This window comes from Flavobacterium sp. (assembly GCF_035195345.1).
Classification (GTDB): domain Bacteria; phylum Bacteroidota; class Bacteroidia; order Flavobacteriales; family Flavobacteriaceae; genus Flavobacterium.
The window spans coordinates 1,018,497-1,043,113 of sequence record NZ_CP136574.1 but is presented as its reverse complement, the minus strand read 5'-3'; the positions used below and the strand labels follow the sequence as shown (position 1 = coordinate 1,043,113).

At 32.0% G+C, this 24,617-nt stretch carries 36 protein-coding genes and 1 CRISPR repeat array (1 of these 37 only partly in view); of the genes, 20 read left to right on the top strand and 16 right to left on the bottom strand.

The genetic code is table 11. The features are described 5' to 3' along the window. A CRISPR array of direct repeats spans positions 1-268; the repeat unit is 36 nt; unit sequence GTTGTGGTTTGATTAAAGATTTGAAAACACGATATT; it reaches 756 nt to the left of the window's first position. Positions 269-373: 105 nt separating this feature from the next. The 4 genes from cas2 to dnaA form a co-directional block, all read right to left on the bottom strand. Next, positions 374-703: a CRISPR-associated endonuclease Cas2 gene (gene cas2, locus RSE15_RS05150; protein ID WP_324069897.1), complete on the bottom strand. Its 330-nt coding sequence runs from the start codon at positions 701-703 to the stop codon at positions 374-376. Beyond that, entirely contained in the window at positions 694-1,578 is an 885-nt protein-coding gene (cas1, locus tag RSE15_RS05145) for a type II CRISPR-associated endonuclease Cas1 (RefSeq protein WP_324069896.1), read from the bottom strand. Before cas1 ends, cas2 begins: the two co-directional genes overlap by 10 nt. A gap of 70 nt (positions 1,579-1,648) precedes the next feature. Beyond that, positions 1,649-2,104, bottom strand: a complete 456-nt coding sequence (locus RSE15_RS05140; RefSeq protein ID WP_324069895.1) for a low molecular weight protein-tyrosine-phosphatase — start codon at positions 2,102-2,104, stop codon at positions 1,649-1,651. 3 nt (positions 2,105-2,107) lie between these two features. Then, complete coding sequence (gene dnaA / locus RSE15_RS05135; RefSeq protein WP_324069894.1) at positions 2,108-3,535, bottom strand: chromosomal replication initiator protein DnaA; 1,428 nt, start codon at positions 3,533-3,535, stop codon at positions 2,108-2,110. A gap of 191 nt (positions 3,536-3,726) precedes the next feature. On the opposite strand from dnaA, the gene RSE15_RS05130 reads away from it, so the two are divergent. Further along, positions 3,727-4,128 carry an acyl-CoA thioesterase gene (locus tag RSE15_RS05130; protein WP_324069893.1) on the top strand — a complete coding sequence of 134 codons (402 nt, stop codon included), beginning with the start codon at positions 3,727-3,729 and terminating at the stop codon, positions 4,126-4,128. A gap of 4 nt (positions 4,129-4,132) precedes the next feature. Here the strand turns inward: RSE15_RS05130 and RSE15_RS05125 are convergent, their stop codons facing one another. Genes RSE15_RS05125 through ribD form a run of 4 tightly spaced genes read right to left on the bottom strand, consistent with a single transcriptional unit; the run spans position 4,133 to position 7,268 of the window. Then, complete coding sequence (locus RSE15_RS05125) at positions 4,133-4,747, bottom strand: IMPACT family protein (RefSeq protein WP_324069892.1); 615 nt, start codon at positions 4,745-4,747, stop codon at positions 4,133-4,135. A 1-nt stretch (position 4,748) separates the two neighbouring features. After that, positions 4,749-5,609 carry an EamA family transporter gene (locus RSE15_RS05120; protein ID WP_324069891.1) on the bottom strand — a complete coding sequence of 287 codons (861 nt, stop codon included), beginning with the start codon at positions 5,607-5,609 and terminating at the stop codon, positions 4,749-4,751. Between the two features lie 5 nt (positions 5,610-5,614). Further along, positions 5,615-6,217 (bottom strand): HAD family hydrolase, encoded by a 603-nt coding sequence (locus RSE15_RS05115; RefSeq protein ID WP_324069890.1) that lies wholly within the window; start codon positions 6,215-6,217, stop codon positions 5,615-5,617. Then, on the bottom strand, positions 6,210-7,268 hold the full coding sequence (ribD, locus tag RSE15_RS05110) for a bifunctional diaminohydroxyphosphoribosylaminopyrimidine deaminase/5-amino-6-(5-phosphoribosylamino)uracil reductase RibD (protein WP_324069889.1): 1,059 nt from the start codon (positions 7,266-7,268) through the stop codon (positions 6,210-6,212). The genes RSE15_RS05115 and ribD overlap by 8 nt, the downstream gene beginning before the upstream one ends. Before the next feature lie 217 nt (positions 7,269-7,485). Between ribD and RSE15_RS05105 the strand changes: the two genes are divergently transcribed. After that, on the top strand, positions 7,486-7,962 hold the full coding sequence (locus RSE15_RS05105; RefSeq protein ID WP_324069888.1) for a GNAT family N-acetyltransferase: 477 nt from the start codon (positions 7,486-7,488) through the stop codon (positions 7,960-7,962). Positions 7,963-7,999: 37 nt separating this feature from the next. Then, a complete protein-coding gene (gene prmC, locus RSE15_RS05100; RefSeq protein ID WP_324069887.1) occupies positions 8,000-8,881 on the top strand; it encodes a peptide chain release factor N(5)-glutamine methyltransferase in 882 nt (293 codons plus the stop codon). Positions 8,882-8,965: 84 nt separating this feature from the next. Here the strand turns inward: prmC and RSE15_RS05095 are convergent, their stop codons facing one another. Then, entirely contained in the window at positions 8,966-10,207 is a 1,242-nt protein-coding gene (locus RSE15_RS05095; protein ID WP_324069886.1) for an ABC transporter permease, read from the bottom strand. 294 nt (positions 10,208-10,501) lie between these two features. Here RSE15_RS05095 and hisS point away from each other — a divergent pair, with 294 nt between their 5' ends. Both hisS and RSE15_RS05085 read left to right on the top strand, forming a co-directional pair. After that, on the top strand, positions 10,502-12,220 hold the full coding sequence (hisS, locus tag RSE15_RS05090; RefSeq protein WP_324069885.1) for a histidine--tRNA ligase: 1,719 nt from the start codon (positions 10,502-10,504) through the stop codon (positions 12,218-12,220). Positions 12,221-12,339: 119 nt separating this feature from the next. Further along, a complete protein-coding gene (locus RSE15_RS05085; protein ID WP_324069884.1) occupies positions 12,340-12,687 on the top strand; it encodes a hypothetical protein in 348 nt (115 codons plus the stop codon). A gap of 140 nt (positions 12,688-12,827) precedes the next feature. Here RSE15_RS05085 and RSE15_RS05080 read toward each other — a convergent pair whose 3' ends face one another. The 7 genes from RSE15_RS05080 to RSE15_RS05050 all read right to left on the bottom strand — a co-directional run bounded on the left by RSE15_RS05080 (position 12,828) and on the right by RSE15_RS05050 (position 16,875). Next, on the bottom strand, positions 12,828-13,772 hold the full coding sequence (locus tag RSE15_RS05080; protein WP_324069883.1) for a tRNA dihydrouridine synthase: 945 nt from the start codon (positions 13,770-13,772) through the stop codon (positions 12,828-12,830). A 44-nt stretch (positions 13,773-13,816) separates the two neighbouring features. After that, positions 13,817-14,350 carry a CIA30 family protein gene (locus RSE15_RS05075; protein ID WP_324069882.1) on the bottom strand — a complete coding sequence of 178 codons (534 nt, stop codon included), beginning with the start codon at positions 14,348-14,350 and terminating at the stop codon, positions 13,817-13,819. Positions 14,351-14,455: 105 nt separating this feature from the next. Beyond that, the gene (locus tag RSE15_RS05070) at positions 14,456-15,139 is read right to left on the bottom strand and encodes a carboxylesterase family protein (RefSeq protein WP_324069881.1); all 684 of its coding nucleotides are present in this window, start codon (positions 15,137-15,139) and stop codon (positions 14,456-14,458) included. A 237-nt stretch (positions 15,140-15,376) separates the two neighbouring features. After that, on the bottom strand, positions 15,377-15,637 hold the full coding sequence (locus RSE15_RS05065) for a helix-turn-helix transcriptional regulator (protein WP_324069880.1): 261 nt from the start codon (positions 15,635-15,637) through the stop codon (positions 15,377-15,379). 2 nt (positions 15,638-15,639) lie between these two features. Beyond that, a complete protein-coding gene (locus RSE15_RS05060) occupies positions 15,640-16,065 on the bottom strand; it encodes a lipocalin-like domain-containing protein (RefSeq protein ID WP_324069879.1) in 426 nt (141 codons plus the stop codon). 2 nt (positions 16,066-16,067) lie between these two features. After that, the gene (locus RSE15_RS05055; RefSeq protein ID WP_324069878.1) at positions 16,068-16,682 is read right to left on the bottom strand and encodes a S24 family peptidase; all 615 of its coding nucleotides are present in this window, start codon (positions 16,680-16,682) and stop codon (positions 16,068-16,070) included. Positions 16,683-16,707: 25 nt separating this feature from the next. After that, entirely contained in the window at positions 16,708-16,875 is a 168-nt protein-coding gene (locus RSE15_RS05050) for a hypothetical protein (RefSeq protein WP_324069877.1), read from the bottom strand. Positions 16,876-17,297: 422 nt separating this feature from the next. Between RSE15_RS05050 and RSE15_RS05045 the strand changes: the two genes are divergently transcribed. The 15 genes from RSE15_RS05045 to RSE15_RS04975 all read left to right on the top strand — a co-directional run bounded on the left by RSE15_RS05045 (position 17,298) and on the right by RSE15_RS04975 (position 24,617). Next, on the top strand, positions 17,298-17,546 hold the full coding sequence (locus RSE15_RS05045; protein ID WP_324069876.1) for a DUF7303 family protein: 249 nt from the start codon (positions 17,298-17,300) through the stop codon (positions 17,544-17,546). 23 nt (positions 17,547-17,569) lie between these two features. Next, entirely contained in the window at positions 17,570-17,791 is a 222-nt protein-coding gene (locus RSE15_RS05040) for a hypothetical protein (protein ID WP_324069875.1), read from the top strand. A gap of 3 nt (positions 17,792-17,794) precedes the next feature. After that, the gene (locus RSE15_RS05035) at positions 17,795-17,986 is read left to right on the top strand and encodes a hypothetical protein (RefSeq protein ID WP_324069874.1); all 192 of its coding nucleotides are present in this window, start codon (positions 17,795-17,797) and stop codon (positions 17,984-17,986) included. After that, positions 17,970-18,191, top strand: coding sequence for a hypothetical protein (locus RSE15_RS05030; RefSeq protein WP_324069873.1), 222 nt, complete (start codon positions 17,970-17,972; stop codon positions 18,189-18,191). The genes RSE15_RS05035 and RSE15_RS05030 overlap by 17 nt, the downstream gene beginning before the upstream one ends. 12 nt (positions 18,192-18,203) lie before the next feature. Further along, on the top strand, positions 18,204-18,419 hold the full coding sequence (locus RSE15_RS05025) for a hypothetical protein (protein WP_324069872.1): 216 nt from the start codon (positions 18,204-18,206) through the stop codon (positions 18,417-18,419). Next, positions 18,419-18,616, top strand: a complete 198-nt coding sequence (locus tag RSE15_RS05020; protein ID WP_324069871.1) for a hypothetical protein — start codon at positions 18,419-18,421, stop codon at positions 18,614-18,616. The genes RSE15_RS05025 and RSE15_RS05020 overlap by 1 nt, the downstream gene beginning before the upstream one ends. Then, positions 18,603-20,651 carry an AAA family ATPase gene (locus RSE15_RS05015; RefSeq protein WP_324069870.1) on the top strand — a complete coding sequence of 683 codons (2,049 nt, stop codon included), beginning with the start codon at positions 18,603-18,605 and terminating at the stop codon, positions 20,649-20,651. Before RSE15_RS05020 ends, RSE15_RS05015 begins: the two co-directional genes overlap by 14 nt. Beyond that, positions 20,648-20,869 carry a hypothetical protein gene (locus tag RSE15_RS05010; RefSeq protein WP_324069869.1) on the top strand — a complete coding sequence of 74 codons (222 nt, stop codon included), beginning with the start codon at positions 20,648-20,650 and terminating at the stop codon, positions 20,867-20,869. Before RSE15_RS05015 ends, RSE15_RS05010 begins: the two co-directional genes overlap by 4 nt. Before the next feature lie 126 nt (positions 20,870-20,995). Next, on the top strand, positions 20,996-21,880 hold the full coding sequence (locus tag RSE15_RS05005) for a phage-derived integrase/recombinase RecT (protein WP_324069868.1): 885 nt from the start codon (positions 20,996-20,998) through the stop codon (positions 21,878-21,880). Continuing rightward, positions 21,880-22,620 (top strand): MBL fold metallo-hydrolase, encoded by a 741-nt coding sequence (locus RSE15_RS05000; RefSeq protein ID WP_324069867.1) that lies wholly within the window; start codon positions 21,880-21,882, stop codon positions 22,618-22,620. Before RSE15_RS05005 ends, RSE15_RS05000 begins: the two co-directional genes overlap by 1 nt. Positions 22,621-22,622: 2 nt before the next feature. Continuing rightward, a complete protein-coding gene (locus RSE15_RS04995) occupies positions 22,623-22,937 on the top strand; it encodes an XkdD/Y8K6 family phage-associated protein (protein ID WP_324069866.1) in 315 nt (104 codons plus the stop codon). After that, positions 22,937-23,266 (top strand): hypothetical protein, encoded by a 330-nt coding sequence (locus RSE15_RS04990; RefSeq protein ID WP_324069865.1) that lies wholly within the window; start codon positions 22,937-22,939, stop codon positions 23,264-23,266. The genes RSE15_RS04995 and RSE15_RS04990 overlap by 1 nt, the downstream gene beginning before the upstream one ends. Next, complete coding sequence (locus RSE15_RS04985) at positions 23,250-23,699, top strand: NinB/YbcN family protein (RefSeq protein WP_324069864.1); 450 nt, start codon at positions 23,250-23,252, stop codon at positions 23,697-23,699. Before RSE15_RS04990 ends, RSE15_RS04985 begins: the two co-directional genes overlap by 17 nt. Before the next feature lie 18 nt (positions 23,700-23,717). Beyond that, complete coding sequence (locus RSE15_RS04980; RefSeq protein WP_324069863.1) at positions 23,718-24,008, top strand: helix-turn-helix domain-containing protein; 291 nt, start codon at positions 23,718-23,720, stop codon at positions 24,006-24,008. Between the two features lie 12 nt (positions 24,009-24,020). Then, entirely contained in the window at positions 24,021-24,617 is a 597-nt protein-coding gene (locus RSE15_RS04975) for a hypothetical protein (RefSeq protein WP_324069862.1), read from the top strand.

The following is a 24,617-nucleotide window of genomic DNA, read 5'->3' as shown; positions in this document are numbered from 1 at the left end:
ATATTCCGTCAATCCGGTTTTTTCTTTTCCAATCGTTGTGGTTTGATTAAAGATTTGAAAACACGATATTACTATTGAATTTATACAGAATGTTGACAACGTTGTGGTTTGATTAAAGATTTGAAAACACGATATTGTTTGTAGTTCCTGAACCCATTGTATTGTCGTTGTGGTTTGATTAAAGATTTGAAAACACGATATTTTCAAACTTGTGAACCAATCCTTTTGCAACGTTGTGGTTTGATTAAAGATTTGAAAACACGATATTAGTTGGGGTGTTACCTTCTAATAATCAATAAAATAGAGTAAAATATCGTATAAAAAAATGCTTCTTTTTTGCAGTGATAAGGCAAGATTGAAGCATTTTTTTATTTCAAAACAGCTCTAATTGAGTAGGTTGCGGTGCTTTGGGTACTTCAGCTTTCCCCCAAAAATTTAAAATATTACCAAATTGTTTATCGGTTATTCGTAAAACACTCACTTTTCCTAATGGCGGCAATAAATTATGAATTCGTTTTTCGTGTACATCAGCACTTTCGCTACTGGCACAATGTCGCACATAAACAGAATATTGCATCATACTAAAGCCATCTTTTAATAGATTGTTTCTAAATCCCGAAGCGTTTCTTCGGTCTTTTTTCGTTTCGGTTGGTAAATCAAAAAATACAAATAGCCACATAATACGGTATCCATTTAGTTCCATAATTTGGGATAATTAATTTTCTTTCTTTCGCCTGTATAACATTGTTGTAAAGAACTAGCCGTTTTTTGTAAGGCAACCATCAAAGGGCTTTTCTCGTCTTTAAAATAAACTGTTCGTGTAAGCACTTGAAGTAATTCAGATTTAATCTGTGTATTTAATTCTTGCTCATCATAATTCCCCATAATTTCGGCAACTTTTTCATCAATAATTGGTCGAAATGGCTCCATAATGTCATCTGCTAAAGCATAGGCATTGTATTTACTTTTATGATGAATTCCTAAAGTATTCAATAAGCCACTTCCCGACAATGCTCTTGCAGTTGCAGCTCTTAATATAGCATAGCCATAATTCAAAAAATTATTTGGATATTCGCCAAACCGTTCTCGTTTAAATTTTTGTTCAAAAAATACTTTCCAATAAAAGCTAGCAGCAACTCCTTCCATATTAGAACTATCACCACTTAAAACTTTTGAAGCTAGAAAATCAAAATTGTTATTTTTAGAAGTGATTTTTTGTAATAATATTCCTTGATTGGTTATTTTCTCTACAATCGTTTGTTGCCAAAGCTGCTTCTTTAAAGGAGCACTTGCATTTATTTGGTTTTTAAATATTTCTTGTTGAATATGATGACTGTTGAGGTTTAACAATAAGCCATTGGGTAAATGATTTTTATTGCAAATAATAACTGCAGTATTGTTTTCAATCAGTAAATTCATTGCTGGAATGCTTAAATAAATTTCAGGATGATCAATAACAATATAGCCTATGTCTTCAATTGGAATAGTACTTTCTCTTATTTTACTTTTGATTACTAATTGAAGATTTTTAGTAGAAATGGAAGCTTTGTTTTCAAGAAGAATTGATTTTTTTAGCATAATTTTAGATTTTAAAATTATACTAATATATTAAAAATCAGTAATTTAAAAATGAGTAAATCCGTAAAGTTTATCTTTTAAGTTTTCCAGCAATTACATCGCAAGCTTCGTTTAGCATATTAAAAACGTTTTCAAATCCGTCTTGTCCTCCATAATATGGGTCGGGAACATCAACATTTTCATTTGGAAAAAGTTCGTTTAAAATGAGCTTAACTTTTGATTTTACTTCTTCATTGGGTGCCAATGCCATTACATCTTTATAATTGGAATTGTCCATTACATAGATATAATCAAAGGTATTAAAATCACTTATTTTAAATTGTCGCGCTCTTTGGCTAGTAATATCCAAACCTCTATTTTTTGCAGTTGAAATAGAACGCTTGTCGGGTAATTCTCCCGCGTGCCAACCACCAGTTCCAGCGGAATCTACAATAAAATCTTTAGAAAGTTTAGCCCGCATAATACCTTCTGCCAAAGGAGAACGGCAAATATTTCCTAAGCAGACCATTAAGATTTTAGAAGACATGAATTATAGCGATAATTTCTTGTTGATGTCGTCAACAAATTTTCTAAATTGTTTGTCGGTAGTTACTAAATTGTCAACTGTTTTGCAAGCATGAAGTACAGTTGCGTGGTCACGGTCTCCAATTTGTGAGCCAATATTTGCTAAGGAAGCTTTGGTAAATTTTTTAGCAAAAAACATAGCTAATTGTCTAGCTTGAACCACATGACGTTTCCTTGTTTTGGATTGTAAAGTTTCAACATCCAATTGGAAATAATCAGAAACAATTTTTTGGATATAATCAATTGAAATTTCACGTTTTACATTCTTAACAAATTTCTCAACCACTTGTTTTGCTAATTCAAGATTCACCTCGCGTTTGTTAAAAGAAGATTGCGCAATTAAAGAAATAATAGCACCTTCTAATTCACGAACGTTTGATTTAATGTTTTTAGCAACGTATTCTACAATTTCATCAGGAATTTCAACACCATCTCTAAACAAAATGTTTTTCAAGATTGAAATACGTGTTTCATAATCAGGTTGGTGTAATTCAGCTGATAATCCCCATTTGAAACGAGATAGTAAGCGTTGCTCAATATCTTGCATGTCCACAGGGGCTTTGTCAGAAGTAAGAATTACTTGTTTTCCGTTTTGGTGTAAATGGTTGAAGATGTGGAAAAATACATCTTGTGTTCCTGATTTACCTGACAAGAATTGCACATCATCAATAATTAAAACATCAATTAATTGATAGAAATGAATAAAGTCGTTACGGGTATTCTTTTTAACAGAATCAATATATTGTTGTGTGAATATTTCTGCTGAAATGTACAACACAGTTTTTTCTGGATATTTGTCTTTAATTTCAACACCAATAGCATGTGCTAAGTGTGTTTTACCTAAACCAACTCCCCCAAAAATTAATAGCGGGTTAAAAGATGTTCCGCCAGGTTTGTTAGCAACAGCCATACCTGCACTTCTAGCTAAACGGTTTGAATCTCCTTCAAGGAAATTATCAAAACTGTAATTAGCATTAAGTTGTGATTCGATTTTTAAATTACGAATACCTGGAATGACAAATGGATTTTTTAACTCTGGATTTTTGTTTACAATAGGCACATCTACTTCTTGAGGTTTCACTGCGGTTCTATTGTAACTTGGAATTTGCTCAGTAAATGGAAGTTTATTGCCATAAGTGTTTTCCATCTTAATTTTATACAATAACTTTGCACCTGTACCTAACTCTTTTGTTAAGGCTACTTTTAATAATTTTACATAGTGTTCTTCTAGCCATTCGTAAAAGAATTTACTAGGCACTTGAATAGACAACGCGTTATCGTTTAGCTCAACTGATTGTATAGGTTCAAACCAAGTTCTGTATGCTTGATCATGAACATTGTCTTTAATGAAAGACAGACAGTTATTCCATACCGATTGCGCAGTTTTTGACATGAATTTAATTAATTATTATTATATTTTTGTAGGATAACAAAAGTAAACAAAAGGAATATTTTGTTTATATGTTTTGGGATAGCAAATATGTGAACAAAATTTTTTAAAAAAAATTTTTTTGCTATTGATTTTTAAAAAAAAAAATTGTAAACAAAAAACTTTTTTTAATATTAACTTAATATTGGTTTAATATGAAAGAATATAAATTTCAAGTTCGTGTGCGATATGCGGAAACTGACCAAATGGGGGTCGTTTATCACGGAAATTATGCGCAATATTTTGAGATGGGACGTGTGGAATGGTTGAGAAATATGGGAGTTTCGTACAAATGGATGGAAGAGAATGGCGTTATGTTGCCCGTAGTTACTTTGACCATGAATTATAAAAAACCAGCTCGATATGATGACTTACTAACGGTTAAAACAATATTTAAAAGTCAGACCTCTGTGAAGATAGAATTTGACTATGAAATATATAATGAAAAGAATGAGTTATTAACAACGGGATACTCCATGTTAGTGTTTGTAGATATGAAAACCGGACGTCCAATTTTACCGCCAGATTATGTTTCTGAAAAAATAAATGAGTTATAAAATTTTATACTTCGGTAAGTTTTATTTCATATAAATTTTCAAAAGTGTCCAATAAGTTTTGAACATTTTTTTTTCGAATTGAAATTTGAATTTCACAATCCATTTCCATTTTTTGAGATACGATTTGGAGATTTTTTTCTTTAATAATTCGCATCACTTTATTCAAATGTACATATTCAAAAGAAATAGTAAAAAACTTGTTGATGGTTTGCTCTACAATTTCCGAATTTTCTAATGTCATTTGGGCTGCCGTTTTGTATGCCGAAATTAATCCGCCAACGCCCAATTTTACGCCACCAAAATAACGAACTACTACAACCATTACATTTGTAACTTCAAATGACTGAATTTGTCCATAGATGGGCATTCCGGCGCTATTATTTGGTTCGCCATCGTCATTTGCACGGTATTGAATTTTCTCTGTACCTATTTGATACGCATAACACCAATGACGCGCAGAAAAATGCTCTTTTCGCAATCGATCTAAATGTTCTTTTATCTCTTCTTCGTTAGAAACTGGAAATGCATAGCCAAAGAATTTACTATTTTTTTCTTTGTATAACACTTCTTCTGAAGCACTGGAAATAGTTTTATATGTGTCGTTTTCTGAGAATTCCATTTTAATAAGTAACTAAAAATAGGGCAAATAAAGCTAATCCAATTCCTAAAGCATTTCGCATTGAAATTCGTTCTTTAAAGAAAAGAATGCCTACAAAAGTAGAAACTAATACAATAGCAATGTTATGTATAGTAAATAAAGTAGCGCTTTCAAAAGCTTTTGCTTCTAACATTTTTACTAAATAGTACAATGAAAAGAAATTGGGTAAGCCTAAAGCTATTCCTCCTAAAATATTTCTTCCAGCAAATTTGATTTTCCCTTTAAGACTTAAAAATACCAATATGAGGATTCCAACGCTAAATGCACAGAAAAAAGTAACAGAGGAAAATAAACCAATTTGATTGGATGGTACGTGAAATGTTTGTAAATATTTTAAACTCGAATCGATGGTTCCGGCTCCAATGAAAACTAAAATGGGAAAGACAAGATTACTTGCTTGTTGTATTTCGCCTGTTTCTTTTTTAGAAGTAAAATAAACAGCAATTAAGGCTATGATGATGCCTAAAATTTTTACACTTCCTAATGTTTCGTCATATAAAAAAACACCTAAAATTATGGGGATGATTACAGACATTTTAGAGGCAACTGACGCCACTGAAAGTCCATTTCGTTGTGATGTAATTGTTGTGACATAAAATGTAGAAATGAATATAAAGCCTAATAAAATACTTCCTTTAAACCATTCTTGAGAGATTATTATTTGAGGAGAAAAGAAGGTGTCTAAAAAAAATAGCCCCACTCCAAAAGCAACAAAATAGTTTACGACTAAGGCTTGTAACGCATCAATATTGAATTTTGCAAAAAGTTTAATAATTATAAAAAGAACTGCATTGAATAAAATGCTTAGAAGTAAATAAATCACGTTGGTTAAATTATTTTTTTATCAAAAAGATCAACAACATCATCCACGCCAGGTACTAGATTCCAAACATGTAATCCTAATTTTTTGGCTATATCGGTATTTTCTTGTTTATCGTCTACAAATAGTGTTTTTTTTGGATTCAAATTATGGTTGTTAATTACGTATTTAAAGGCATTTTCATCTGGTTTTCGAAATCCAATTTCATAGGAAAAATATACTTTTTCAAAACAACTGTAAAAATCACGTGCAAAAGTTAGCCCTTCTTTGTGTTCAAATTTTTCAATGTGGGTATAATCTGTATTACTTAAAAGAAATAATTTGTATTTAGAGGCAATCATTTGCAAAAACTCTAATCGGTACAAAGGAAAATCGCCTAAAATAGAATTCCAAGCGGTTCTAATTTCAATTAGACTGGCATTCGGAAGATGTTTTTGAAAACCTTCCATAAATTCCAATTCGTCAATTTTGCCTATTTCGTACTTTTTATTCAAAGTATCTAAATCATCATGCCAAGCGTTTAAGCCTAATTTTCTAAATTCGGTATCAATAGCTAGTTTGTTCAAATTAATAAAAACATCGCCAAAATCAAAAATAATTGCTTCAATCATAATTCTTGAAAATTTTAAGTTCATCATTCATTATATCAAAACTAGCAACCGGATTTCCGGAGATGGTAGGGGCTAATGTGCCGTTTTGAAATGTTGTTTGACCTATAAAAACCCTAGCTTCATCCCATAAATTTGCATTTAAGAATGATTGAAGTGTTAGGCTTCCTCCTTCAATAATAACGGATTGTATTTCGTTTTTATACAAAATGTTACAAATTGAAGAAATTAGGTGCATATCAAAGATAACATTTTCAATGATACAATTTTCATTTGAAATGTGATTTTCGTTTTCAGTAATAAAAATTGTTTTCTGTAAATTGTTTTTTACGTGATAATTCTCGGAAATTTTACCCGATTTATCTAATACAATTCGTACCGGATTATTTCCAGAAAAATCACGTGCATCTAATTTCGGATTATCTTCTAAAACGGTATTGGTTCCTACTAAAATGGCTTGTTCTTCGGTGCGCCATTTATGAACTAATTGTCTGGAATATGGATTTGTAATCCAAATAGGTTTCAATTTGTCATGCTGAACTGGTTTCAGTATCTCAGGAGCAATAAAACCATCAGCAGTTTGGGCCCATTTTAAAATAATATAAGGTCTTTTCTTTTGATGAAAGGTAAAAAAACGTTTGTTGAGTTCGTTGCATTCGTCTTCTAAAATACCGATGGTTACATTTTTACCGCTTTCAATGAGTTTTTTAATGCCGTTTCCAGCCACTTTTGCAAAGGGATCAATAGTTCCAATAACTACATTCGGAATTTTATTTGCTATGATTAAATCGCAACAAGGAGGTGTTTTTCCAAAATGACTACACGGTTCTAAACTCACGTAAATCGTAGCTTCTTTCAACATCGATTTGTCTTTTACTGAATTCACCGCATTGACTTCCGCATGAGGCTCTCCAGCTTTTTTGTGCCAACCTTCGCCAATAATCTTACCTTCATGAACAATCACACTTCCCACTAACGGATTTGGATATGTAGTTCCCAAACCATTTTTGGCGAGTTCAATACAGCGTTTCATGTAAAATTCGTGCGTCGTCATAATACAAAAGTAGTATTTTTAAGGGTAAAAAAATAAACATATAAGTCATATAAGTTTAAAAATGATTAAGAAGTTAATTAACAAGTTTATATAAATTTTTAATCTTCTTTTATGTGCTTTTTAAATCTTTCTAAAATGTAAAAAAAACTAAAATGACTTATCTGTTTAAAACAATCTCAAGTTAATTTATGTAATTTTACCCAGCAATAAAAATGCTATGCTAATTAGAGAAATACAACAAAAAGATAATGAGTCGATTGCCAAGGTAATTCGCGCTATTTTTCATGAATTAGATGCGCCAAAAGCAGGAACGGCTTATGCTGACCCAATTTTAGATACCTTATACGAAGTATATCAACAATCACGTTCTATATATTATGTGGTGGAAAAAGATGGAAAAGTAGTGGGTGGTTGTGGTGTAGCTCCTTTAGAAAATGGAGATACTTCTATATGTGAATTACAAAAAATGTATTTTGCTCCTGAAATCAGAGGAACAGGTTATGCGGAGAAAATCATTGAAAAATGCTTGGAATTTGCTAAAAAACAAGATTTTGAAATTTGTTATTTGGAAACTTTATCGTTTATGAAAACCGCACAAAAGCTATACAAAAGAATAGGTTTTGAAAATATTGATGGTCCGATGGGAAACACAGGTCATAATAGTTGTGAAGTTTGGATGACGAAGCAGTTGTAGTAGTAAGATTTGAGTAGTAAGAAGTAAGATAAATTTTATGTTATTAAAAGATTATAAAATACACTTTTTCAATTCGTTAAAAAACATTCAAGAGGAACAAGAAATCGAAAGTTTCTTTTTCATCCTTACTGAATATTTACATAACTTAAAACGAGTAGATGTAGCTTTAAATCCGAATTTTGGACTTTCAGATGCTGAAGTGGATAAGTGGAATACTATTTTAGCACAATTACAACAAGAAAAACCCATTCAGTACATCACAGGTGAAGCTTGGTTTTATGGATTGCGTTTTGAAGTCAATGAAAACACTTTAATTCCAAGACCAGAAACAGAAGAACTTGTCGAATGGATTTTGAATTCACCCATCACCCAACATCCATCACCCATCAATATTTTGGATATTGGAACGGGAACAGGTTGTGTCCCAATTTCGTTAAAAGCTAATTTATCACAAGCAAATGTTTCAGCTATTGATGTTTCAGAAAAAGCATTAGAAGTAGCTAAAAGAAATGCAGAGTTAAATAAGGTTGAAATCAATTTTATTCAAACCAATATCTTAGAAGTTGAAGATTTATCTCAACTTCCATCACCCATCATCCATCATCCATCATCCTACAATATCATTGTTTCAAATCCTCCCTACGTTCGAAATTTGGAAAAACAAGAAATCAAGAAAAATGTCTTGGACTACGAACCGCATTTAGCTTTGTTTGTAGAAGATACGGATGCTTTACTTTTTTACAGAAAAATTGCGCAATTGGCATTGAAAAACTTGTCACCAAACGGATTGTTATTCTTCGAAATCAATCAATATTTAGGAAAAGAAACGGTAGAATTATTAGAAAGTCTAGGTTTCAAAAATATCGAATTAAAAAAAGATATTTACGGAAATAATCGAATGATAAAATGTTCAATTTAGGTTTGTAGCACAAAGTTCCACGAAGATTTAATTTAAAAACCTTGTGAACCTTGTGCCTTCTTTGTGTTCCTTGTGGTTAAATTCTTATTCGTAACGCAACGCTTCCACAGGGTCTAATTTCGAAGCTTTTATAGCAGGATATAAACCAGAAACAATCGTTACAATAAATGTGGTAATAAATGCAGCAATAATCGCCATCCAAGGGATAACAAAGGCGAATCCAAAACTAAGCGCAATAACTGAACCAAGTAGAATTCCTAATATTATACCTAAAAGTCCACCCATTTGACTAATTATGAAAGTCTCTGTGAAAAATTGCCAAGCAATTGTACTTCTTTTGGCTCCAAGTGATTTTCGTACACCTATTTCACGAGTTCGCTCTGTAACTGAAACTAGCATAATATTCATTAGAGCTACAGTTGAACCAAAAACGGTAATGGCGCCAATAATTACGGCAATCCAATTAATTACAGCAATATTAGAACCTAAAGTTTGGATTAAATCATCACTTCGTTCAATTCCGAAATTTTCTTTTTCAACGGGACTTAACTTTCGTACTCTTCGCATAGTAATAATGGCATCGTCAACAGCCTCATCTAAAAGAGCTTCGTTGTTGGCCATAACGTCTAAATCGTAGTTAATATTTGGAGCAGAAAATAATGAACGTGCAATTTGTGTTGGAATCAAAATGCGTAAATCTTGACTATTTCCGAAGGTGGAACCTTTCTCTTTTAAAATCCCAATGACTTTGAATTTTGCACCACGAATGGAAATAATTTTATCCAACGGATTCATATTAGCAAACAACCCTTTTTCAAAATCAGATCCTAAAATACAAACGTAATTGTTGTTAGAAACGTCAAATGAGTTTACGTTTCTTCCTTTTACTATTTCTAAACCTTTATTTGGACAAAAATTTTCGTCAATTCCAACTACTGTAATTTCTGGATCGGTTTTTTTATCCTGATATTTCACTTCAATAGCAGATCCGGCTGTAAACGATAGGGAAGTGGTGGTAAACGGAAAATTATATTTGTCTTGAAATGCTTTTGCTTCTGGATAACTAATGATAGGATTTACCCGTTGTTCTGCATCATTTTGATTGATTTCGGAAGAAAAATCGTATTGACTAATTGAAAAAGTATTCGCTCCCATTGAAGCAAAATTTCCAAATAGATTATTTTCTAAAGCTTTAGTTAGTGTCAATATTCCAACTAAAAAAGTAATACCTAAAGTAATAATCATCACTGTAAGTGCCGTACGCAAAGCTTGACTTTTAATCGAATCAAGCGCAATTTTTGTATTTTCTTTAAATAATCCTACCATGACTATAAGACTAAAGTTAGAGTAAAATGTTACAGTATCATGGAGTTTTTTTTAAACACATAGACACATTAGATTTGGATTTTGCATAGTTTTAGGTGTTTCACTTTACATAGTTCACAAAGGCTATGTGTTTTGATGTAAAATGAAATACCTTTTTAGTTTAAATTTAAACTATGTGTCTATGTGTTTAAAACCCCAAAATAGATTTTTTATACTGCCGAATATATCCGATATTTGCACAAGAAAAATTAAAATTGTCTCATTGACACATTTTCAAATTGACACATTAGAAAAATGGCACAAAAACCAAGCATACCCAAAGGAACACGAGATTTTTCACCAGCAGAAGTGGCGAAACGCAATTATATTTTCAGTATGATAAAAACCAATTTTGAGAAATTTGGCTTTCAACCGATTGAAACGCCTTCGTTTGAAAACTCGGAGACCTTAATGGGGAAATATGGCGAAGAAGGTGATCGTTTGATTTTTAAGATTCTGAATTCGGGAGATTATTTTTCTACTTTCAATAGAGCTTTAGGAGTGTATTTTAATGTTGTTTTTTCTCGAATAATTAAGGAAATATATAAGAAATCGGATTTAAATAGTGTTGAAAGATTTAAAGAAATTCTAACGTCTAAAGATTTTATTGACTTTGTCGTTGAGGAAGTTAATAAGACAAAGAATGAAGAATATAAAATTCAAGATTTTTATAATGATTCATTAAAAAAATTATTAGTAGAACAGATTGATTTCTTAAATAATTCAAACTTGTTAAATCAGTTATTTGAGGAAAAAAGGAATGTGATTGATGATGATCATTTCAATAATAATAAAAAGATACAAAGTCTTATTGATAACTTAGTTGAGATTACTTTGGGTAAATGGTTGAAAAATATTGATAGTAAAGATTTAACAAAACAAATCTCCGAAAAAGCCCTTCGTTACGATTTAACGGTTCCATTTGCGCGTTATGTGGTGCAACACCAAAACGAAATTGAGTTTCCGTTCAAGCGTTACCAAATTCAACCGGTTTGGCGTGCGGATCGACCTCAAAAAGGACGTTTTAGAGAGTTTTATCAGTGTGATGCTGATGTAGTAGGTTCGAATTCGCTTTGGCAAGAAGTAGAGTTGGTGCAATTGTATGACTCGGTTTTTAGTCAGTTAGGTTTAGGGGGCGTTACGATTAAAATTAACAATCGTAAGATATTATCTGGAATTGCTGAGGTAATTGGTGCTTCAGATAAATTGATTGATTTTACAGTAGCTTTAGATAAATTAGATAAAATAGGTGCCGACGGCGTGAAAAATGAAATGTTGGAAAAAGGCATTTCAGAATCAGCTATCGAAAAAGTACAACCGTTGTTTAATTTCACTGGAACTATCAACGAAAAAATAGAAAAATTAGCCAATTTATTAGCGAATTCAGAAGAAGGAATGAAAGGGGTTAATGAGTTGCAATTTATTTGTGATAACGTTTCAACTTTAGGTTTACAAACCGCTTTCTTGGATTTAGATGTTACATTAGCACGTGGTTTAAATTATTATACAGGCGCCATTTTTGAAGTCGCTGCACCAAAAGGTGTCGCAATGGGTTCCATTGGTGGTGGTGGTCGTTATGATGACTTGACAGGTATTTTCGGATTAAAAAACATGTCGGGTGTAGGAATTTCATTTGGTTTAGACCGAATTGCTTTGGTAATGGAAGAAGTTGGTTTATTCCCAGCAACCGTTTTAACGACATCAAAAGCATTGTTCTTAAACTTTGGAGACAAAGAAGCTTTATATTCAATGAAAGCCATAGGGAAATTACGTCAAAAAGGAATCAAAGTCGAATTATATCCAGATAAATCTAAAATCGATAAACAATTCAAACACGCCGATAGAAGAGGTATTCCGTTTGCAGTAATTGTTGGTGAATCGGAAATAGAGCGTGAAGAATTTGGCTTCAAAAACTTGGCTACTGGCGAGCAACAAAAAGTAGACTTTGAAACTTTAGTAGCATTGCTGAAGTAATAATTACACAGAGATTCTCCTAGTTTTTTTTGATATTGATTGAGTAGAGTAGAGATACACAGAGCGTTTCACTTATGTGAGTTTGAATTTGATTTTTGAATTTGTAATTGATTTTTGAAATGAATTTAGACGACGAAGGTAAAAAAGTAATTTGGTCACTTCAGCACAATAAACGTACTGAAGTAGAACGAAACGTGTTTCAACCAACAGGTAAAAAACCAATGAATAAAAACGTGGTTTATATTTTATCCGCTTTGGGAATTACGTTTTTGATGAGTTTTGCGTTGTCGCAATTTTCTAAAGAAACTACTCATTTTTGTTTTTTGATTGAAAGTTACTGTTTCAATTCAACTGAAAATCCAGTAGCGTATACGTTTTATATTTTCATGAATCTTTGGATTTTAATTTTAGGAATTGGAGTCGCTTATTTAATTGGGAGAAAGATAGGTGTTCGATTCAAAATTTAGTTTTACACAGAGCTTCACAGAGCTTTTTTTTGATTTTGATTATGTTTAAAAGAGATACACAGAGCGTTTCACTCATTTTTGCTTGCACTTGAGCTTGTTTTGAGTTTGAATTGGATTTTTTCCCTTGGATTTATTCTTGATCACCCATTTTTAAAAATTTCTTTCACAGCACTTTCGTAATTCTTACTATTTCCTGCTTTTTTAATTTTTTTATAGGTTTTTTGAGGATTTGAAAACGATTCTGAAAAATATTCCCAAAAGCCTAACATTTTCATACGAATGGGTGTTGGACCTTGTAAATACGCATCATATTCCTGATAAATGGTATCGTGAAAAGCTTCAAAAATTTCCAATTTATTTTTAGGATATTCTGTGGTGTTATTTTTAATCATTGAAGGTAAAAAAGGATTTGCAATTAAGCCTCTTCCAATCATCCAATGGTCAATAGAAGGGAAGCGTTCTTGCATCGTTCTGAATTTTTCTACAGATGTAATATCTCCATTGTAATAAATTTTTTGTTTGGAAGTATCTAAACATTTTTGAAACGAATCTAAATCAACACCGCCTTTATATAATTGTTTACCTATTCGAGCATGAATAGCAATATTTTTAATGGGGTATTGTTCTAAAATAGGGAAGACGTCTAAAATTTCAGTTGGATTTTCATAACCCATACGCATTTTCATCGAAACAATAATGTCAGTTTCGTTATGGACGCGTTTTAAAATATGTTCGATTTGTGATGTGTTGCTAATTAATCCTGAGCCCATGCCGCATTTCGCTACCATAGGGTACGGACAACCTAAATTCCAATTTAACTCTTTATACCCAAACTGCTGAACGTATTTAGCAACAAATAGAAATTCTTCAGCATCGTTAGTGATAATCTGAGGAATTACATTTAGTGTACTATTGTTTTCAGGAAGAATGTCTCTTTCGAAAGAACCTTTAATAACTAATTTTCCGTTCAGTTTTATATAAGGAGAATAGAAGGTGTCAATTCCACCAAAATATTTGTGAAAGGCATTTCTAAATCTAAAGTCAGTAAATCCTTGTAGTGGAGACGAAAGTAACGTTGGCATCATGCCACAAAGATAATAGATATTTTTAAAGCATGTGATTTTTAGGGCTATTTTACTAGCTCGATTGTATCTATTCTCAATTCAAACGATTCATTCTTTTTATTACCAATAAGGAAAACAATTTCTTCTATAAAATCACCTTTAAAATTTGGTAAGTTTAAGGTTTGCCCTCTAAACGAAGGATATAAATCTTTTAAATTGATAGTAATCGTTTCCCAATTTCCTGAAGTTTTGAAACTAGTGATGTAAGCGTAATACGAACTAACGTTATCTTTGATTCTAAATTGATAGGTTTTACCGTCGCCTTTTAATCGAATATTGATTTTAGAAAAAGCACTTATATTTCGTTGGTTTAATTGATGACGTACCGACGAAAACCCGCCATTATTTTCGGTAGAAACAGCTCCAAAAAACAATCCATTTCCTTCTGTATCCATTTGGAATTGACCATTAGATCTGCCACCCATTACTACATCGTCAATGATTCGCCATTCTTTTGGATTTGTATTTTTATTAAAATCGAAAAGTAGGTTTTCATTCATGAGAAATGGGATTAATAGGAATAAGATTAACAGTTTCATATCATTTTTTTATTAAAAGTATTCAAAAGGATTGAATAGTATGAAAATTTAACCTTCAGTTTAGAAGTGTTTAACTTAATATTTTTGTTGTAAAATTCGTTTGAATTATTCTCTTTTTTGTTCAAATAGCCAATTGTATAATGCATCTTCATGAAAAAGACGTTCAACATTACCGTGATTTCCACCTTTTATAATGGAAAAAATTAGATTCGCTTTTTCGTTACATTTTCTAATAGCATTTACTACTTTTTGAGATTCAGACATTGGAACAATATAATCTTTATCACCATGTTGAATCCAAAGAGGAATTGTGCTCAATTTACAACCATCGCTTACGTTTCCGCCTCCACAAATAGCTACAGCAGCAGTAATTTTATCCGCGTGCTTACCTGCAAAGTGCAATGTTCCATAACCGCCTAAACTCATTCCGCAAACATAAATTCTAGTTGTATCTACGTTGTAGTTTTTCTTTACATATGTTAAAACTTCAAGGACTTTATCAGGATTCCAACTGCCTTTTGCCAATTGTGGTGCTACAACTATGGCTGGAATTTTCCTTCCTTTGTCCATTGCACGTAATACTCCGTAACGTCTCACACGATTTAAATCGGTTCCTGATAGACTTTTTCCGTGTAGAAAAATTAAAACTGGTTGTTTTTCTGTGCTTTCTGATTTTGGAACATTAATCCAAAAAGGATAAGATGTTTGGTTTGTGATTGTTTTCAATTGAGAAAATCCAATAGAACTAATAAGCATCAAAAGTGCGGTAAAAAAATACTTTAATTTCATTATCAGTTAATTAGGTTTTAAAAACAAAACCCGAAATCTACAATAAAGTAAAATTTCGGGTTTTCGTAGCGAAGACGGGAGTTGAACCCGTGACCTCAGGGTTATGAATCTTACGAACACAAAAACCCAATGTGTGTAATTACAGTAAAATCAACACTTCACGAAGCATTGACGGCAACCAAATTTGGTTAATATTTATCTTTTGTTGTCATTTTACATTGTCGGCAATGTATTTGCTTAAATGCTTGTTATTTCAATGCTTTCAGGTGTTCTGAATACTTTATTTTCTGTTCCAAAAATCCAATTTATATTAACGTTATATTTTTTAGAAATAACTTCAATATGCGAAACTCTAAATCGAGATTCTCCCTTTTTAATTTTTGATAAATTAGGCAAAAGAAGACCAACCTCTGAACAGAAGTCTTTTTGGTTTTTAATCTTTTTTTCAAAAATCAAAAGATCAATTAACTTCAATATCCTTTTATCTGCTTCTTGCATTATTAGTTCACTCTTGAGTATTCGATAATAGTGAAGGAATTGTCAGGATTTACTTTTTTCAATTTTAAATCATTTGAAGTGTTTTCAACTATAATTAAATTTTCAATCTCATTAGCTGTAATAGTTATTGTATTTCCAGAGTGAGTATAATTATATGTTCTAACTGGGTTTCTCACACAATTAAAAGCGTCAAAATCATAAGAATCCTTAATAAATTGACCATTAGTTTTGAATTCATAAGTAGTCATGTGATAACACTCTTCTTGAGAATAATTATAAGTTTGATATAAAGTCCCTGTTGAAGTGTAGTCTTTTTCAAACTCAATAGTCCATTTACCAATAAACGATGCATTAGTTTCGTTTGAGTCAGAATCGCTTGAACACGATAATATAAATGCTAATGACAATAATAAAATTAATTTTTTCATGGTTACATAGTTGTTTTAGTTATTACTCCTTTAATTATAAATATTTTTTTTATCAATGATAAATGATATTCTCTTGATTCATATTTTGGGTTTTCGGAATCCAAAACCCAGTGTTCGTTGTCTTTACCTTTTCTTATATATTTTAAAAACACTTGACCGTCATTAAATATTACAACATAGGCATATCCATAATTTATGTATTGAGGTTCAACTTCTTTTATACCTATTATTTCTCCATTACAAAATTTTGGATACATGCTATCTCCATAAACATTTATAAATGCTATTCCTCGTTCCCAATTAGGAATATTAATAGGAATTCTGTTTAGTTCATCATTTTGCATTTCGGTTTCTAAACCAGCGCTTGCATTTACATCTGGATAATAATAGTTAGTTGTTGGTTCTTCTACTGTTTCTATGTTTTTATCTTCTTTTTTATTATATGTATTTATTTTTAATTTTTTACATACTTCATTAAGATAGTTTTCATCAACACTATCTCTAACAAAAGAAACTCTTAATGCTTCACCAGATATAGGTAAATTTTCAGCTAATGTATTCCAGCTTACTCGTTGCATTTTTTTTTCCTTATATATTTTTTCTGTTAAATCTTTCATTTTGTTTTGTTTGAAATGTTTGCGATTACTCTGAACATTTATTTACAATAATTATAAAAAGAAAGAATAGGATTAAAAGAATTACTCCATTAAATCCATCTTTATTATTTCTACCGCCTTTTTTTCTTCCGTAACCATCTGGAGATACGTAAGTTCCGTTTTTTCTGTAATAACCGCCAACCCTATTAGACATACTATTAAATAATTTAGAACGAATATAAATTACAACAAAAACAACTTTTTTTTATTCTGTTTGTTTGTTTTGTTTGAAATGTTTGTATATTTGCTCTGTACAATTGTAATGTACAAATGTAACAAAGTTCTTTGACATACTGAATAAAAAAAATACAAATAAAAAAAAGGCGGTGGGTTTACGATAACCTTTCTGAAAAAGCCTGAAAGATAAAAACAAGCCGTTGCAGTTTAGCTGTAGGTTCAAACCAACAACGGCACAAATTAACAACAACTAAATTTTAACAAAATGGGAACAGCTTATAATTATTCAGAAAAACAGAAACAAGAGTTTCAAAACGCAGAATATAGAATCGTTAGACACTTGCCAACAATGGCATTTGTAAGATTTATGATGAATAACAAAAATATAATTTGCTTGTAATGAGAATGGTTCAAATAGAAAAAAACATTCCTATTCCAGCGCCAAAAAAAAAGGAATGCAAATATCCATTTCATAAAATGGAAGTTGGGGATAGTTTCTTTTATCCATTAAAAGATGAATGTAGTACTGCATTATTACAAATGAAAATAAGTAATGCTTCGTGTACATACAATAGAAAAGATAAAACGGGTAAAAAATTTAAAACTACGCAGTTAAGTAACGGAGTAAGAGTTTGGAGAATACAATAAAAAGAAAGTAAAATGAAAGCAAAATGGTAGTAGAAAAAACCAAAAAAATTTTAAAGCAAGAAGTTTATCATTTAATAAGAAATGATGTAAGACTTCGTGAATTGATTGCTGAACCTTTAGGTATTGCAGAAAGTTCAGTTTACACTTATGCGGTCAGAAGATCTCCTACACTTCAAAAACCAGCGGTTTTGAATGTGATTAAAAAATACACCAATAAGAAAGAAAGTGAACTTTTTGAGACTTAAATCATGGTAATCACTAAAGAAACTATTGTAAAAATAGAATTGAAAGACCAAGATTTAGAAACTTTCAAATCTCTATTAAGAGGTGTTCTTGCTGCGGATAAGGCGGTTAATGCTGGTATAGGATTTCTTAATACCGACGAAAAGAAATATGTGGAAACTATTTTAAAATCTATTTCCAATGAACAAGCGAGATAAAATATCATTCTACAAAAAGCAAGTTGAATCATCACAACAGATGAAAGCAGTTGCCATGCAGAATTACAATTTAGCTACACAACTCGAAAGTGAAGCAAAAAGGGCTTTGGATATGTTGGGGAATAATCCAGAGCCCACCCGAAAGGGCACGCAATTAAGCGATACGCTTAAAACTAAACTATTAGGAAATCTAACCAAACCTTAAAACATTATGAGTATGAAAGTTCTCTTACTACAACGCTTAGAAAATACTTCTTTAAGCGATGCGAAATCCCTTGAACTATTAGGAAGAATAATTAGAAAAGAATTCGATGCAACAGAAAATGAAGAAAAAGCATTCGAATTGCTTCAACTGGCTTACAAGTATCAAATACCACAACTTGGTGAAATGCTTGATGATTATTCTTTGTCTGACTTTAAATGGTTTATGTAATGGAAGGAATGACTATAAAACTAGAAGACGGAAAATGGTTCTTAAATAACAAACCATTTGAGAAATTATCACCAAACGAGCAACAATGCTTAGATAACTTTTTTGCCAATATAAAACACGGATTGGAGAAAGCAAACGCAAGGTTAAAAAATTTAAAATCTAACAACTATAAATTCAAAAACAATGAAAACAATTAAATTAATCTCAATCGCTTTGACAAACTTTAAAGGTTTGAAAAGTACAACTATTAACTTCGAAGATAACACGCAAATCTACGGAGCTAACGGAACAGGTAAAACAACCATCGCAGATGCTTTTACATGGTTGCTTTTTGGTAAAGACACCACCGATAGAAAAGACTTTGAAATCAAAACTTTAGATCACAACGGAAAAGTAATTCCGCAAATTGACCACGAAGTTTCTGCAACCCTTTTAATTGATAACGACCCTTTAACCCTTAGACGAGTTCTAAAAGAGAATTGGGTTAAGAAAAGAGGTAATGAGGAAAGAGAATTTTCTGGAAATGTAACGGAGCTATATTGGAATGATGTTCCAATGTCTGTAACGGAATTTACTAAAAAAGTAAGTGAAATATTACCAGAGCAAGTTTTCAAAATGATTACTTCTCCAGTTTACTTTAATTCAATTAAATGGCAAGACAGAAGAAACCTTTTGATTGATATTTTCGGGGAAGTTTCAAACGAAGAAGTTGCAAAAGGAAACACCGCTTTTGAAAAGCTATTGGAGAAACTTACACAAGGTAAAACCCTTGAAGATTATAAAGCGCAGATTTCCGCTTCAATCAAAAAAGCAAAAGAAGATTTGAAAGCTATTCCTGCTCGAATTGATGAGGTTTTTAGAGGTAAACCCGAAGCACAAGATTTTAGAGTTTTAGAAATTGAAATTGAGGGGTATAGTAAAAAACTTGAAAAAGTAGATTCAGAACTTGCAGATGCAAATAAAGCCTATAACTCAAAATTAGATGCACAGCGAAGCGATAAGTTAAAAGCTAATAACATCAAAAGCGATATTGAGATAATCGAGCAGAACGCAAAAAAAGAAGCTCAGGCAAGATTGAAACCTGATACTTCGGTTTTAGATACATTGGTAAAAGAAAAAAACGCCAAAAATCAAGAATTAGAATCTTTTGAAAATGCTTTGAAAACTCTTGAAACTAAAAAAGATGGCATTACCAATCAAAGCAAGTCAATTGAAAAACAAATCGCTGACAAACGCCAACAATGGCACGATGAAAACGACAAAGTTTTAGAGTTCAAAGAAGATGATTGCAATTGCCCTACTTGTAAGCAAGCATTACCAAGCGGTGATATTGAAAACAAAAAAGCAGAAGCAATGCAGAACTTCAAAACTTCAAAACTTCAAAAGCTAAAACAAATCGAAAACGAAGGGCAAAATTTAGCTACTCAAAAATCAAATTTAGAAGCCGAATTTAAAACGATTGTTGACAGAATCGAAACAGGAAATACTGCTTTTAAGAATTGTAAAGAAGAACTTAAATCTATTATCGATAAAATCGAAATCGAAAACAATAACACTTCAAAATCCGGTTTAGAAAGTAAAACAGAAGAGGAAATCTTCAAATCACTTTTAGATGCAAATCAAAAGTATCAAGAATTGTTAATCGAACTTGAAGCGATTGAAAGTTCAATTGTAGAAGTTCCTGCAGTAGATAATTCAGAATTAGTTGAGAAACGAAAAGCATTAGTTTCTGAAATCGATTTAATCAAAGCGAAGCTTCAAAGCAAATCACAAATCGAAATTGCAGACAAACGAATGTTAGAACTACAAACCGAAGAAAAGAATCTTTCTCAACAAATTGCCAACGTAGAAAAAGAACAGTTTGTAATTGAAAACTTCATTAAAGCGAAAGTTGATGCTTTGGAAAATGTAGTGAATAGCAAGTTCAACTACGTTAAGTTTAAAATGTTTGAAGAACAAATCAACGGAGGTCTTCGTGAAACTTGTGAGGCAATGGTTAATGGCGTTCCTTACTCGGATGTTAACACCGCTTCCAAAATTAATGCTGGTCTTGACATTATCAACGTACTTTCTGAATTCTACGGAATTAACGCACCAATCTTTGTTGACAACGCTGAAAGCGTTCACACCTTAATCGATACAGAAAGCCAAATGATTAAGCTAATTGTATCGGAGCAACACAAGGTATTAACAGCTACTGAAATTGTACAACACGAATTATTTGCATCGTGAATCACAAAGTAAAAAGAAACTCCGACGGCTGGGTAATAGAAGATTGCCCAGTCAATGTTGGAGTAAAAATTGGAAGTTTTGATTGTACGGCAAACTGCCAACACAACCGAAATACACCACAAGAAATCCAAAAGCACGGCTTCGATATTCCAGAAATAAAATGCAATCAAGCCGATATGTTACCAAGTCAAAATAATCAGTTAACAATTGAAATTTAAAAAATAGCGGTTGCCGATTATCGTAAGAAATCGGATGAAGATACAGACACTTTTAAAGTGGTCAACTCGAAACCTGGGCACAACCGCTATTTCTTTTAAAAAAAATTTAATTTAATATTTATAAAAATGAGTGCAGAAAACACCACCGCAGTAGCAGTCAAAAAAGACATTTCTACTCAAGTACTAGCAAAAATTGAAACTTTCCAAAAATCAGGAGAGTTGACATTGCCAAGAGATTACAATCCAGAGAACGCTTTGAAATCGGCTTACATTCTTCTTTCAGACCCAAAGAATAATATTTTAGCAAAATGCAGTAAAGAATCGGTTGCAGAAGCATTGCTTAAAATGGTTGTTTACGGAGTTTCTCCTATCAAAAAGCAATGTTACTTTATTCCTTATGGCGATAAATTAGAATGCTCAATTTCTTACGCTGGTAACATTGTAACAGCTAAACGTTACGGAAAATTAAAATCAATCAAAGCCAATGCAATTTTTGAAGGCGATGAGTTTGAATTTGAAGTTGATGCTGTAACGGGAAGAAGAAAAGTAGTTAAGCACAAACAAACGCTTGAAAGTGTAGGTGGTTTGAAATTAAAAGGCGCTTATGCAGTTTATGAACTTACTGACGGAACATTTGACGTTGAGGTTATGAACATGGCACAAATTCAAGCCGCATGGGGTCAAGGTGGAGCAGGCGGAAACTCACCAGCACATAAGAAATTTCCAGACCAAATGGCGTGCAAAACAGTAATCAACAGAGCATGTAAATTATTGATTAGTTCTTCTGACGATTCAGTTCTTTATGATCCATTGGAAGAAGATAAGGTAATTGATGTTACAGACGCTAATGTTCAACACGAAATCAAAACAGAAGCCAACAAAGAACCTTTAACTTTTGATACTTCAAAAATTGAAGAAGCGGAAGTTGTAGACGATGAAATTGTAAAGCCATTTCCAAATCAGGAGTTGCAATTTGAAGAAAAAGAAAATCCAGTAAAGCCTAATTTCTAATGAAACTTAGAATCATTGGTACAGGTTCAAAAGGTAATGCCTACATTCTCGGAAACGAGAATGAGGCTCTTTTGATTGAAGCAGGAGTAAACATCAAAGAAATTAAGCAAGCCTTAGACTTTGATTATTCAAAAGTAGTTGGATGTGTCGTAACGCATGAACATTTAGACCATTGTAAATCAGCTAACGATTTAATGAGATTAGGAATAGATGTCTATACAGGCGCAAAAACGCATCAAAAAATTAACGGAGACGTAATTCATAGAGCAATGCCTATTGCTTCGAGAGAAACTATAAAGCTAGGAAACTTTAAAATAATGGCTTTTGATGTTAAGCATGATGCTGTTGAACCTTTAGGTTTCTTAATCGAACACAAAGACTGCGGAAAAGTTTTATTCCTAACCGACACTTACTATTGCAAGTACACCTTTCCTGGACTAAACAACATTATCATTGAAGCCAACTATTCAAAGGAAATCATTGATAAGAAGTACGGACCCGATAGCGACAAGGAATTTTTGAGAGACAGAATTTTACAATCACATTTCTCATTAGCCAATTGCAAAGACATGTTAAAAGCAAATGATTTACGCCAAGTAAACAACATTGTGCTTATCCACTTATCGGATAGTAATTCCGATGAAAAGCAATTCCATAAAGAAGTTTCAGAGCTAACAAATAAAAACGTGCATGTGGCTTCAAACGGAATGGTAATCGACTTTAAAAAAACACCTTTTTAATTATGGAATGTATAAAATCAGAATGGGAATATAAAGTAAAGTATGGTAAATCAAGACCACGAATTACCGTTCAAATTCCTATTGAAAAAAATAGAACAAAAGAAATTTTAGTAGGAACAATATCAGATGATGATTGTCCTTCTCCTTCTTGTTGCTGTAAGGAAGAACATGCTATTGCAAAACTCATAGCTGCTGCTCCTGATTTATTGGAGGCTTTAAATGATATGATTGAAATGTACGAACAAGTTCAACCTGTTGGAGGTTGGCAAGGAGTATATGATTCAGCAATATATTCAATCAAAAAAGCAACCGAATAATGGAAGTTATAGTATTAATATTCTTCTTCGCAATGGTTTTTGCATTGATTGAAGATTCTATAAAAACGGAAATAGTTATGCCAAAAGCAAAATTTGAACAAAAACAAGAAGTAAAGCAATTCATTGATGAAAATATCAAAGTTGAACAAGAGGTTCATTTAGATACCGATGATTTAGAAGGTTGGATGGTTATTTCACATAACTGTGAACAAATTTCAATGAGCATTGATAATTGGAAATCATTAGTTGATTTAGCTAACAATGTTTTAAATGAGGCTTATCCTAATTCAGAACTAAAAGAAAATTGGGAAGATGATTTACAATCCTAATAATGAATTGGATTGCAAAAAAGCAATTGAAAAGCTAAAATATTTCATTGCTAAAGGGCAAAAATTCGAATTGAAAGCTAAGTTTCCAAAACGAAGTATTTCCCAAAACAGCTATTTACATTTAATTATTGATGGCTTTGCAATCGAAACAGGTTACACCCATGAAGAAGTAAAGCAAGACATTTTTAAGAAGATTGTAAATCCTGATATTTTCTATGTTGGTGAAGCTTCAGGACCTATTCAAGAAGTGGTTATTGAACGTTGGAAAAGTACAGCATCGCTAACTACTCAAGAAATGACTTTAGCAATTGACCGATTTAGAAACTTTGCTTCAATAGAACTCGGAATCTACCTACCAGAGCCCAAAGATTTAGCAATATTAGAACAGCTTGAAGAGGAAGTCAAAAAACACAAAAACCAAGAATTTATTTAACCGATAAATACATTCAGAATGAACCCACAAAACCAAATAGCAATAGATTTTACACAATTGCATCACACCGAAAATAAGATATGCAATCAAGAACATTTCGAACGAAACAAAGAGAGATTTTCTAATCAATGTAAAATCGTTTATGAGGCTCTTTTACGAGGTGAAAGGCTGACAACTACCAAAGCATTATTAAACTACGGAATTGGCGACCTAAGACGTAGAATTAAAGACCTCAAAGATATTTGGAACGTTCCAGTTCAAGATGAATATGTTGAAGGAAAATTTAAAGAGTATTTTTTAACTAATTAATTATAAAACCAAATGGCAAAACAGACATTTACCATCAATGCAGAGGACATTGACAAATTGAACGACAGAATGACATCGCCAGATAAGGATGTCGAAATTAAAGGTGCTGCTATCAAAGACGCTCTTTGTGATTATACCTACGAGCTTTTAAAAGGACCTACAAAAGGCGATGTTTTATCGCATAAAGGAGTACATATAATTCATGATGATTTGCAAAGTAAATTTGAATTTTTAAACGTTTTCTTCGCTGATTTAGATGATGCTTACACAGGTCACAAAAACACTTCTACTATTGAAGATTTAGAACAAGAAATTGAAACAGAAAACTATTCAGTAACTGGTTTTAAACTTTCAGGAGTTGAGGAAAATAAATCAGTTATTCTTATTGGTTTCAAACAAGTAAGAAGTGGAAGCATCAAGTTCGAAACGCCAAAAGTAAAACTTGATGGAAATTACAACTACTTACACCAATTAAAAACAAGGCTTTATGATTTGATTGATGAGGTGGAAAAATACCGAAACGGTAAAACCGCTCCTCAAGATGATCCAAATCAAACTCACATGGATTTTGCAAGTGAGGATGATGATTTTGAAAAAGGTAAAATTTAA